The organism is Fusibacter sp. 3D3 (assembly GCF_001748365.1).
Classification (GTDB): domain Bacteria; phylum Bacillota; class Clostridia; order Peptostreptococcales; family Acidaminobacteraceae; genus Fusibacter_A.
Map to the genome: position 1 here is coordinate 57,337 of NZ_BDHH01000022.1, position 12,664 is coordinate 70,000.

Annotated in this window: 7 protein-coding genes (1 of these 7 cut by a window edge); 6 read left to right on the forward strand and 1 reads right to left on the reverse strand. The window is 34.3% G+C overall.

Annotated features, from left to right (window positions below; genetic code table 11):
* Positions 1–7: 7 nt before the first annotated feature.
* Positions 8–5,032, forward strand: a complete 5,025-nt coding sequence (locus F3D3_RS19755) for a PAS domain S-box protein (RefSeq protein ID WP_069876162.1) — start codon at positions 8–10, stop codon at positions 5,030–5,032.
* A gap of 10 nt (positions 5,033–5,042) precedes the next feature.
* On the opposite strand, the gene F3D3_RS19760 is transcribed toward F3D3_RS19755, so the two are convergent.
* Complete coding sequence (locus F3D3_RS19760; RefSeq protein WP_069876163.1) at positions 5,043–6,281, reverse strand: MFS transporter; 1,239 nt, start codon at positions 6,279–6,281, stop codon at positions 5,043–5,045.
* A 146-nt stretch (positions 6,282–6,427) separates the two neighbouring features.
* On the opposite strand from F3D3_RS19760, the gene F3D3_RS19765 reads away from it, so the two are divergent.
* The 5 genes from F3D3_RS19765 to F3D3_RS19785 form a co-directional block, all read left to right on the forward strand.
* Entirely contained in the window at positions 6,428–6,784 is a 357-nt protein-coding gene (locus tag F3D3_RS19765; RefSeq protein WP_069876164.1) for a single-stranded DNA-binding protein, read from the forward strand.
* Positions 6,785–6,898: 114 nt separating this feature from the next.
* Positions 6,899–7,972 carry an HD-GYP domain-containing protein gene (locus F3D3_RS19770; protein WP_069876165.1) on the forward strand — a complete coding sequence of 358 codons (1,074 nt, stop codon included), beginning with the start codon at positions 6,899–6,901 and terminating at the stop codon, positions 7,970–7,972.
* 353 nt (positions 7,973–8,325) lie between these two features.
* Entirely contained in the window at positions 8,326–10,302 is a 1,977-nt protein-coding gene (locus F3D3_RS19775) for a toprim domain-containing protein (protein WP_069876166.1), read from the forward strand.
* A 19-nt stretch (positions 10,303–10,321) separates the two neighbouring features.
* Positions 10,322–12,532 carry a DNA topoisomerase (ATP-hydrolyzing) subunit A gene (locus F3D3_RS19780; protein WP_069876167.1) on the forward strand — a complete coding sequence of 737 codons (2,211 nt, stop codon included), beginning with the start codon at positions 10,322–10,324 and terminating at the stop codon, positions 12,530–12,532.
* 88 nt (positions 12,533–12,620) lie between these two features.
* A protein-coding gene (locus F3D3_RS19785; RefSeq protein ID WP_069876168.1) for a hypothetical protein crosses the window boundary here: on the forward strand, positions 12,621–12,664 show its 5' portion. 319 nt of this gene lie beyond the right edge of the window; the window shows 44 of its 363 coding nt (coding positions 1–44); it begins with the start codon at positions 12,621–12,623; its stop codon lies off the right edge, out of view.

Below are 12,664 nucleotides of genomic sequence, written 5' to 3' on the forward strand. Positions count from 1 at the left end.
GGCAACTGTGGTTTATGTAATAGTTGGTGCAAAAATTATTCTGGAAATTGTGATTTTTTATAAACTGATTCTAAATAATTCTAAAAATAGAGGAGATCGGTATTATTTTATCTATATACTGTTATTTTTGATGCTCATTTTTGACATTAAAATATTGGTGAGCAGAGACACTTCACTCCTTGTACTCAACCAATTGTATGTGATGTCTATTTTGTTTTATGCACTTTTTTATTTTTCAAAGAGCAAACTGAGTGTGAGATCTATTGTTAGTAGTTTCATGGAAACTCAAGAATTAGCACATTCAGAAATTATAAATCATATCGATGAAGCTGTAGCCGTTATAAAAAAAGACAATTTGGATATTGTGAGCTATAATGCGCTTTTTAATGAACTCATCATAGAAAATCAACATTTTATCAATCTAGAAGATATCATCAGCTCTGTTAAAAGAGGTGAAAATGCATTTGAAATCAAGGATTATAATAATGTGAAACTGAACATTAGGGTTAGACTTTTGGATTACGGGACTAAATATGTCGTAATTTATGTTAAAGACATCAGTGAATTGGCAATGATTCGAACTGACTTAAGACGCCAACATCAGAGCTTTCAAGAAATGTGGGAAACGGCACCCTATGTTGTAATCATAAGAGAACTGTTTGGTAGGATTGTCTACATCAACAAAAAAGCTGAATATTTTTTTGATAAAAAAGCAAAAGAAGTTGAAGGACAGTCATTCTATACGTTATTTTCTGACGGCGTAGCTCCAAAATGGCATGTTGAACTAGAACGTGAGTTATTGAATAATGAAAAAGGGGCAGTCACGAGAACAGAGTCTCTAATCAATAGGCATAATGAAAAGAAATTTTTCCAAATAGAAGAGAAAATAGTACATTATCAAAGGAATAATCATATCTGCTCAATGCTATATGATTTGACTGAACTTTATTATGAGCGTCTGAAAAGTCAAGCTTTTAACATTATTTATCGCAATAATGAAAGCATTAGACAATCCAATTATATTATAGTAGATCTTATCAATGATGATCTGTTATACGGTGATGCTTTGGAACTGAAATTGGGAAAACCCATAAAGAAATGGCATGCTTTTTTTGATTTATTGGATTTGGAAGCTCAAGTGCTCATTAAGAATATTTTGAAACAACCAGAATCTTTTTCAACGGAGCGCATTCATTTTACTGAGGGACAGCAATTTATAATTGAAGATTATATAATAAGTGATCCTCACAACGTAACGGGATTCATCCTAAGCTACGTAGATCTCAGCGCCATTCACTATAGTCCTGAGATTGTCGGTAGAAATGTACTGAATCATATTAGAGAAGGTATTATTATAATCAACTTTGAAGGCAAAATTGAGTACTCTAACGATGCCATCTGTCGAATTTTAGGATTTGAAGATCAAGAACTGTTGACCAAAAACATTGTCGAAATTACAAAGGCGCTAACACTTGAGATGGTCAAAGCCAACTGGGAAGTTACAAGAACTCATAAATCACATAAATTTGATCGGATTTATATTCACAAAAATGGCCTTGAAATACCTGTTGAAATCACAGGCAAGCATATTGAAATTGAAGATTCAGAAAAGCTAATTCTCGTCATTCGAGATATGTCAGAAAAGCTTATTTATAAACGAAGATTTGCAGATTCTCAATTAAAATTTACACAGCTCTTTGATGCGATTCAAGATGGTATTTTTGAAATTAAACTGCCAAATATGAACGTAAACTTTTATAAACAATTTGACATGGAAAGAGGCTTCATAGGGATTGAGATCAGTTATTTACAATGGATCAACAACATATACGAAGAGGACCGTTCGATCGTATATGAATCGATTGATATATTAACCGCCGAAAAGAAAGATGAAGTTCAATTTGAATACCGCTACCAAAATGGAAGTGAATGGGAGTGGATGCGGGCAAGAGGGCGTTACCTTGAAGATCAAGAGGGGGCGTCGATTCTTTTAATCAACAGAAATATATCTGAAATTAAGACAATAGCATTGAAGTTAGAGGAGAGTAAGTATATATTGACAGAGTCTGAAAAAATATCGCATATGGCACATTGGCGTTATGACGTTTCAAGAAGTGTTTTTGATGTCTCTGAGACTTTTGATGAAATGTTTAGAATTAAAGACATAGGTAATGAAATTACATTTGAACAATTCTTAGAAATTGTTCATCCAAGTGATCGCAATTATTTTGAAGCCAAATTTACAAGATCCATTTGGGCATCCGAATCACTTGACGTCATATTTCGAATTACAAATGCAACGCATATTAGATATATTCAACTCTTTGGAAAGACCTATTACAGTCCCAATCAGACCCCAATTTATATAATCGGTAATACTGTGGATATAACAGAGAAAATGATTGCAGCTAGGCGACTTGAGGATTCAAAAAAATTACTTGAGGGGATTATTGATCAATCACCAACGGGTATTATTGTCACCAAGAGAAATGGTCGTATTGAAGTGATTAATGAAGAAGCAACGAAACTATTAAATGTGCATGAAGACTTTGAAATGACGTTTGATAAGATTAGTCAGCTCATCACTGAAAGATATGAAACTGATGCCGATGGCTCCATTCAAGAGTTACTGAGGACGATACAAAACGGGCATACTATAAATGCGATTATAAAAGGCAATAAACAAAATTCAAAGCGACAAAATTCAAATCAATGGTTGATGCTTTATGCATCACCAATGCACGATGAAGAAGGTCGATTTACGGGAAACATCATCATTATTATAGATATTTCAGAGCGAACGCTTATGCAAGCACAGCTATTAGAGCAAACTTCAAAGCTCTTAAATGCAGAGAAACTTGCAAAATTAGGACACTTTGAATTCAATGATAATTTTGACAAGTTATTTGCCTCTGAAGTGATTTACGATATTCTTGAAATTGAGCCATTGATTCCATTTAATCTTGAAACTTTGATGGCGATGGTAGCAGAGGAAGATTATGAACGTATTTTTACAATTTTGGAAGTTGTAAAAGGACACACAGGTCATTATACGTTGGAATTCAAATTAATAACGGTTTATGGAAAAGTAAAACATGTTCAAATCATTTTGATTAAGAGCATTAAAAACAATAAAACCTATTATGAAGGGACTATTCAAGATGTGTCTGTTATCAATAGTGTCATGGAACGGATTAGACAATCTGAACGAGAAAAAGATACTCTGATCAGTAGTATTAGCGACCAGATTACCTACTACAATACCAAAAGAGAAATTGTTACCCTAAATCATACGAAGTATAAACACATTATAGGCAAGGATGAAAAAATAATAGGCAAGCTTTGTGAATCTGTTTTTGGACCAAAGGGTGATGAATGCGAAGTATGTATCGTACAGAAAACCTTAGACACTCACAAACCTCTTTCAAGGGAATACTATCAAGATCATCAATGGTATGAGCAAAAGACACATCCTGTTTTTGACGATCAAAATAAGATCGTTGGGGTTGTAGAAATCATAAGAGACATCACGCAAGAAAAATTTATCAGAGATAAACAGACTTCATTAGACAAAATACAAGTCTACGATCAAGTCTCAAAGGGGATTGCGCTTGATTATAATAATAAGTTGATGGGTATTGTAGGCTATTTGAATTTAATCAATGATTTCAAAACACTTCCCAAAACAGTTAGAGAGTACATTGAAATCATAAGTAAGACAGCGCTTACGCTTCAAGAAACCACAGAACATTTGCTTGTGATGAGCAATTCTAAAATAGCGAAGCAATCTGTGATAGATCTTGCAAAATCAGTTGACAGTGCTATTAAATTTATAAATCACATGTACGATATTAACACAAAACTGATTACAGACTTTCCTGATGAAAATATTTGCGTGATGGGTAATGAAGATATGCTCTTCAATATGATTGTGAGTTTGTTATTAAACGCAATCGATGCTACCGAAACCATAGATAATCCCGTTATCCAAGTCGTGATCAAACAGGATCTAACAACACATTTAGCTTACATTAAGATTATTGACAATGGCATTGGCATCCCTGATATTTTGAAAGATAGGCTATTTGAACCTTTCTTCACAACTAAATCAGATGCAAGTAAATCTGGAATGGGATTGACCACGGTTAAATCAATTGTGAAGGAAATGAATGGCCAAATCGATTTTACGAGTAAACAGGGTCTAACAGAATTTTGTATAACCTTTAAAATCGTTGAAGGAGCATCCCAAAAACTGGTTTTAAATGAAAATGTTTATAAAGAAAATAATAGAAATGGCATTTTAATCATAGATGATGAAGAGATCGTGAGAATGCTATTCGTAAATGTGCTTTCAGATCAAGGCTATCTTATCTTTGAAGCAAGCAATGCATTTGATGGCATGGCTCTATATGAGGAGAATCAAGCGCATATTGAATTGGTTATAATGGACATGGTTATGCCTGAAATGAGCGGTAGACAAACTTTTGAAGCACTTAAAAATCTCGATCCCAACATCAAGATCATTATCACGACAGGCTATAGTAATGATGACGATGTTCATTATGTACTTGAAAACGGTGCTCTAGACTTACTTAAAAAACCTGTTAGTATTGCCTCTATCAAGAAAAGAGTTGCACAATTTTTTAGCCATGAAGTTGCGTTAGAACAACTTGACGAAATGAAGCATGTGATAGATGTTAAAGAAGCCTTAAGAAAACTTGAAGGCAATGAAAAGTTGTATGAAAGAATTTGCAAGAAGTTTTATATCAAATATAATGCGCTACCGCTCCAAATAGAAGAAGATATGGCGGCCGATAATTGGCAAGGGATTAGGAACAGTGCACATAATATTAAAGGCCTTGCGGGCAATATTGGGGATAAGAGACTTGAAACCGTATGCTTTGATTTAGAACTGTCTATTCGCAATGATGTCCATGACACCCAATTGGTTGAAACCTTTATAAATGCTTTAAAACTGCTCTTATCGTATCTTGAAACCTCAATAGATATGACTGAAGACAGTGAGTTTTAGAGTCAAGCTTCTAAGCAAAACGCTTTCTGAGATAGAAAGTAAAACTACCGAGCAGCCTTAAGCATCCAACGATGATTAAGGCTGTTTTTATATGAGTCATATCCTTAATCGCAACGCCGATGATAGGCGCAATTGTGGCAGAGATCGCTATAAAAGTATTATAGATAGAGATAATAGTGGTTCTATTTTGATCGGGTGTAACTTCAAGAAGCATATTGAAGAGCACGAGGATCGTACCGGCAATGGATATGCCTATAATGACATTAAACACAACTAACATCCAAAGTGAGCTGCTCATTGCGTATAGGATGGGTGTAATGCTCATGCCAAATGTGGCAATAGCAATGGTTAATGTGTTGCCATACTTATCTGCAAATTTTGCCCAAAGCGTTGAGGTCAAAATAGAGGATAAACCGGATGCAATTGAAACGGCGCTTAACCAAGCTTCATTTGCCCCCAAAGTTTTAATCAAGTAGATGTTAAAAAGAGGCCATCCCATTTGCCATCCAAAATAAAAAGTCAAAGAACACATTAAAAAAATTTTAAATTCACGATCGTGAAACACAAATGCAAATGCCTCTTTTAAAGAAGCACGGGTTGACAATATTTTTTGATTTCGATCGATGTGCAATTTAAAGCGATTAAAAGTTATGACTTCAAGAATACCAAATACAAAGGCAATTAGGAAGAAAATTTGGTATAAGAAAATAACTTCTTGATTGTTTTGAGGTATTCTTGTGAGCAATTGCCCAGCGATTAATGTAATTGCTAATCTAAAAAGATCGGAATATCTATTTCTAAGTCCCATAGCATGACTTCTTTCACGCGGAGAAAACAAATCGCCGATGCAAGTTTGATAGCCCATAAGATAGACTGAACCTGGAAAATTCATCAAGCCAACCAAAAAAACAAAGAGCCAAGGTTTAGAAATTTGATTTATGAATGGAACGGTGGCGAGTGCTAAATAGAATAATTTATGTGCAAACATTATGAATGTGGTTGATTTCTTTTTGTTTCCAAAACCTTCAATGAGAAGTGCACCTGGAATTAAAGCGAAAATGCTGACGAATGCAGGCCATGAATTTAGAAATGCAAGTTCATAATCACTTGCGCCTAATCGTTCTGCAAATTTAGCGAAATAAGGATTGACTAAGTTGATTGCGACTGCGTAAAATATGCCGTTATAAATATTAATTTCCAAATTGTGATTTCTTGGCTTTGTTCTAAAAGCTTTCTTTGAAATAAACATAATCACCTCAAAATTTCGACATGCGAAATACATTACAATTATAACTGAATTATATAAAAAAACAAGCAAAAAACAATTTGACAAATAAATACAATATGATAAAATATAACCAATACCATAATATGGAATATAAAAAGGAGGCAATTATGAACAATGTAAGTTTAGTAGGCAGAATAACACAGGTACCAGAATTAAAACTCGTCGGCGAAGAGCGGTTTTGTACCAAATTTAACCTAGCAGTTGATCGTTACTTAGGGAGTACACAAAAGGATGAAAAGAGAAGTGAAGGTAAACCCACTGCAGATTTTCCAAGAATAACAGTTTGGGGTAAAAATGCAGAAAATTGCTGCAAATATTTAGATAAAGGTGCTTTGGTGAGTATTACGGGTAAAGTGGCTACGAGCAAATTTGAAAAAGAAGATGGTGATGTTGTTTATATGACAGAAATTGTAGCAGATAGAATACAGTTTTTAGAATCATTGCATTCTGAAAGCAAGCAATAAAGTGAGTGTTTAAAGGACTTTGCTTGTTGACGCATTAAAAAAATGACTGGTTTTTTGGGCTGCAAGCGTTTATAATACAAGTGGGGAAATATAAATGAATTAACGGGTGGTTAAATGACAAAAGTAGATGTTATGCAACTTGAGGTTGGCATGGAATTATTAGAAGATGTCTATGATGATCATGGGGTGGTACTCATTGGAGCGCATTCTCTTCTTAATGATGTTCATATTCAGTATCTCAAACGAAAACAAATTGAGTCTGTTAGTATTAGAAGTGCTGATACCCAAACCGATTTTGAGGGCACATCTACTCAAACAGTAACCTATAATCGATTAAACAATCCTTCAGATGTTGACGAAAAATATCAGAGGACTGTCCACAAGTTTAAGGGCATCTACAATGAATTTAAATTGGGACGTGTTCCTGTGTATGAAGAAATTCAGGACACATTAGAGCCGATGTATGAAGCAATCTTAAATGATGAATCATTCACTCGAAAAATGTGGCAAATACATGCTTATGATGACTATACTTTTGATCATTCAGTGAGAGTTTCTATGATTTCAGGTCTACTTGCAAAGTGGTGCAAACTTGAGGTCAAAGGCATTAAAGATGCTGCTTTGGCAGGTTTGTTACATGATATTGGCAAATGTAATATCCCCGATAATATTCTCAACAAGCCTAGTCCTTTAAATTTTGAAGAGTTCAAAGTGATTAAAACACATGCAACACTAGGTTATATTTTAATCAAAGATATTCCGAATATAAATTATGATGTAATGCTTGGCGTTTTACAGCATCATGAAAGAGTTGATGGCACTGGGTATCCAAATGGAATAACGGGCAATCAAATGAGCTATATTGCTAAAATTGTATCTGTTGCGGATGTTTATTGTGCCATGACTGCGGATAGAGTATACAAACCAGCGATGCATCCCTTTGAAGTGGCCAGTTTTATTTTGGAAAAATGCTACAGTTCGTTAGATTTTTCGATGTCTAAAACCTTTTTATCTAATATTTCTCATTTTTATATAGGACATAGAGTGCGATTAAATAATGGACAAGAAGGCGAAGTTATCATGACTTATAAAGATGATCCCGCGAGACCACTGATTAAAGTGGGTGAGTCATTCTTTGATTTGAGACGACATATAGAACTTGAAATTGAAAATATGCTTGATCTTTAAAGTGAATAAAGCGTTGGCGTGTCGAAATTCAAAATCCGCTATCCTATGATGTGCTTATGGAAAGCACGCGATACAGAATAGGGTAGAGGAATCGTGCAAAACGGATGTTTAACGCTCTAACCCTAATTTCTAAAAAAAGTCTTTACATGCTGAGCAATACGTTTGCTTCAATGCTGTAAGGACTTTTTATGTGGATAAAGACCTGTGGATTACCTCCGTTTTAAAGAGACATATAGGCATTGGAAGGCGAACGCAAGTTCTAAATAAAAAACTTGCAATACCTTGTGATCATTTGATATGATTAGGATTGGAGAAAAAAAGTAACATGCATAATATAGATTAAGAGGTGTGAAATGAGTCAACAAAAATATACAAATGAAAGTATCGTAGCGCTTAAAGGCGCAGATCGGGTAAGAAAGAGACCTTCAGTCATATTTGGTTCAGATGGATTAGAGGGATGTCAGCACTCATTTTTCGAGATACTCTCTAATTCTATTGATGAAGCAAGACAAGGCTTTGGAAATGAAATTAAAGTCATTAGGCATCAAGATTTATCAATTTCAGTTATAGATAATGCTAGGGGAATCCCTGTAGACTATAATCAAAATGAAAAGAGATTTAACTGGGAACTCATTTTTACGGAGTTATACGCAGGAGGGAAATACAATAATAACGATTCAGATGTTTATGAATACAGCTTAGGCCTAAATGGATTGGGTCTTTGTGCGACTCAGTACAGTTCCGAATATATGGATGTTGTCATTCATAGAGATGGATTTGAATATCGGCTTAATTTTAGCAAGGGGAAAATCGTTGAAAATGGTTTTGTAAAAGAAGAGAAAAAATATAAAAGAACGGGGTCTGAAATCAAATGGAGACCTGACCTTGATGTGTTCAAGGACATCAATATTCCACTTGAATTTTATCAGAGTGTTCTAAAAAAACAATCCATTGTCAATCCAGGCGTTAAATTTATACTTCATGATGAAGAAACGGATCTTTATTTTGAGTATATATACGAAAATGGAATCAAAGACTATATTGATGAAGTTGGAGAGGCAAAATCAATTTCGGCAGTCTATTATTTTGAAGAGCAAGGTGTCGGTAGAGATCGAGAAGATATGCCTGACTATAAAGTTAAAACTCAAGTCGCCTTTGCTTTTAATAATGAAGTAAATTTGCTTGAATACTTTCATAATTCCAGTTTTCTAGAACATGGTGGTTCACCTGACAAAGCTGTGAGAAATGCATTTGTTTACGAAATCGATAAGTTTATGAAAACTGAAAATAAATATAACAAGAATGAAAAGAAAATTTCTTTTATAGATATTCAAGACAGTTTGCTACTTGTGACGAATTCCTTCTCCACGGTGACAAGTTACGAAAATCAGACGAAAAAAGCGATTACTAATAAGTTTATACAAGACTTTATGACAGAAGTGATCAAGAAGAATTTGGAGATCTATTTTATTGAAAATAAAGAAGAAGCCTTAAAAGTTGTGGATCAAATTTTAATTAACAAGCGCTCCCGAGAAAAGGCCGAAAACACGCGATTGAATTTGAAGAAAACACTGGGCGCGAAAATGGATTTTACCAACCAAGTTAAGAAGTTTGTCAACTGTAGAACTAAAAATACGGATGTGCGTGAGCTTTATATACTTGAAGGGGATTCTGCTCTTGGTGCTTGTAAAATGGCGAGAGATAGTGAGTTTCAAGCATTAATGCCTATTAGAGGTAAAATCTTGAATTGCCTTAAGGCTGATTATGAGAAAATATTTAAATCAGAGATTATTACGGATCTTATCAAAGTTTTGGGATGTGGTGTGGAAATTAAAACGCGTCACAATAAAGAACTGGATACTTTTAACTATGAGAATTTAAAGTGGGACAAGATCATCATATGTACAGATGCAGATGTGGATGGCTTTCAGATCAGAACACTAGTACTTACGATGATTTATAGACTTATTCCAACGTTAATCGATAAAGGCAATGTTTATATAGCAGAATCCCCTCTATTTGAAATCAATACAGCCGATGGCAATACGTTATTTGCTTATAGCGAAAAGGAAAAAAATGATCTTGTTAAAAGGATTAATAAAAAATTTACGATTCAAAGATCAAAAGGATTGGGTGAAAATAATCCAGATATGATGTGGCAGACAACCATGTGTCCAGCATCTAGAAAACTCATAAGAATTTCATCGGAGGAAAACTTCTATGAAATACAAAAGATGTTTGAAGTCCTCTTGGGAGACGATTTAGACGGTAGAAAAGAATTTATAGAAGAGAAAGGCGAGCATTATTTGGAAATGCTTGACTTAAGCTAATTCAAAATAGGAGTGTCACATGGATAGTGATTTAATAATGGATCAAAAAATTACAGATACGCTGGAACAAAATTATATGCCCTATGCAATGAGTGTAATTGTATCAAGGGCAATTCCAGAAATTGATGGCTTTAAACCTTCACACCGAAAAATTCTTTATACCATGTACAAAATGAAGTTGCTTAAAGGACAAAGAACCAAGTCTGCAAATGTTGTGGGACAGACTATGAAGCTCAATCCACATGGCGATCAAGCCATATATGCAACGCTTGTAAGACTTGCACATGCGAATGAATCGCTTTTACTCCCCTATATCGATTCAAAAGGGAATTTCGGTAAAGTGACGTCAAGAGATATGAAATATGCAGCACCAAGATATACGGAAGTGAAACTTGCAGAGATTTGTGAAGAAATATTTATGGAAATAGACAAGGAAAATGTTGAATTTGTGGATAACTATGATGGTTCCATGAAAGAGCCCTCACTTCTCCCGATAACATTCCCTAACATATTAGCAAATCCTAATAAAGGCATAGCCGTTGGCATGGCCAGTAATTTTGCAAGTTTTAATCTTAAAGAACTTTGTCATACAACGATTGCCTTTATAAAAAATCCGGAAGTAGATTTGCTTTCTTTAATGCCTGCGCCTGATTTTCCCACAGGCGGAGAATTGGTCTACGTGCCTGAAGAGATGCAAAAGATTTATGAAACTGGGCAAGGTAGCTTTAAAATTAGAGGTAAAGCGGAATATGTAAAAGAGCACAATATGATTGAAATATCGGAAATTCCATATACAACGACTATTGAACAAATTATTGATAAGATTATTGAACTCGTAAAAGTAAATAAAATCAAAGAAATTAACGATGTTAGAGATGAAACGGATTTAAAAGGCCTTAAAATTGCCATTGACTTAAAACGCGGTAGTGAACCCGATAAACTTATAGCAAAATTATTTAAATATACACCTCTAGAAGATAGTTTTTCTTGCAACTTTAACCTGTTGATCAATGGAAGACCAAAAGTGCTTGGTGTTAAATCTATTTTACATGAGTGGTTAATTTTTAGGCGAGAATGCATTAGACAAAGTGTCCGATTTGATATAAGAAAACTATCTGATAAATTGCATTTATTATATGGTTTAAAAGAAGTTTTATTAGACATAGATTTAACGATTAAAATTATTAGAGAAACTGAACGCGACAAAGAGGTCGTTGGCAATCTTATGAATGCTTTCGGAGTAGATGATATTCAAGCTGAATATGTTGCAGACATTAAGTTGAGATATTTAAACAAAGAATACATCCTCAATCGTTTAAGTGAATTGACTGACCTTGAAAAGCAGTTGGATAAGTTAAAAGATTTGCTTGAGAGTGAATCCAAAATCAATAAAGTGATTATTAAAGATCTAGAACGCGTTGTTAAGAAATACGGTCAAGATAGAAAGACTCAATTGGTAATGCCGAATGACATAGCCGTTCATAACGCAGAAAATCATGTGGAAGATTATAATCTTAAAGTATTCTTTACAGCACATAATTACTTCAAGAAAGTTTCCCTAGTCTCTTTACGCTCTAGTGGAGATCATAAGATTAAAGAAGAGGACGAAATTCTTCAAGAGATAGAGGGCAATAATAAGGATGAAATTTTGTTCTTTACAAATCAAAACAACGTATACAAACTCAAACTCTATGAAATAGAGGATCAAAAAGTCAGTAGTCTGGGCGTTTATTTGCCGAATATCCTTGATTTAGAAAAAGGCGAGGAAGTTGTCTACTGTGTCATCACAAGAGAATTTGAAGGTTTTATGATCTTTGGATTCGAAAATGGGAAAATTGCCAGAGTACCTCTTGAAGCGTACAAAACGAAAACAAACCGTAAAAAGCTGGTCAAAGCATATTCGGATGAATCCAGATTAGTCGGGATTTTCTATTTTAATGAAGAGGGTGATTTTTTAGCCATTAGAGAAGATCCAAAGGGTGAGATGCGAGCACTTTTATGTTGTACAGAACTCGTCACAGAGAAGGTGACCAAGAATACAAAAGGCATCCAAATTATACGCATGAAAAAAGGAACTCAAATAAGCGCTTATTTAATGCCTAATGATGCGGAAATTGTGGAAGTAGAGAAGTATAGAATTACAAGTGTACCTAAATCCGGAGATGAATTAGATTTAGCTTCTAAACTTGCTATAAATCAATGGCTTGATAAAAAGAATGACAATTTATAGTGTAGCCTATTAAAAAAAGGGTATGATAAATGGGACTCGTAAGAGTGCTGAATGATGCGTAAGCGTGTTAAATAGAAGGAGGTTTATCATGAATCCAAGAATAAAAAGAATTTTTAATGGCATTATTGCAAT

What these genes read in the sequence shown, in the direction of transcription:
- F3D3_RS19760 (WP_069876163.1), bottom strand. Translation starts at nt 6,281, where the DNA reads ATGTTTATTTCAAAGAAAGCTTTTAGAACAAAGCCAAGAAATCACAAT.
- F3D3_RS19765 (WP_069876164.1), top strand. Translation starts at nt 6,428, where the DNA reads ATGAACAATGTAAGTTTAGTAGGCAGAATAACACAGGTACCAGAATTA.
- F3D3_RS19770 (WP_069876165.1), top strand. Translation starts at nt 6,899, where the DNA reads ATGACAAAAGTAGATGTTATGCAACTTGAGGTTGGCATGGAATTATTA.
- F3D3_RS19775 (WP_069876166.1), top strand. Translation starts at nt 8,326, where the DNA reads ATGAGTCAACAAAAATATACAAATGAAAGTATCGTAGCGCTTAAAGGC.
- F3D3_RS19780 (WP_069876167.1), top strand. Translation starts at nt 10,322, where the DNA reads ATGGATAGTGATTTAATAATGGATCAAAAAATTACAGATACGCTGGAA.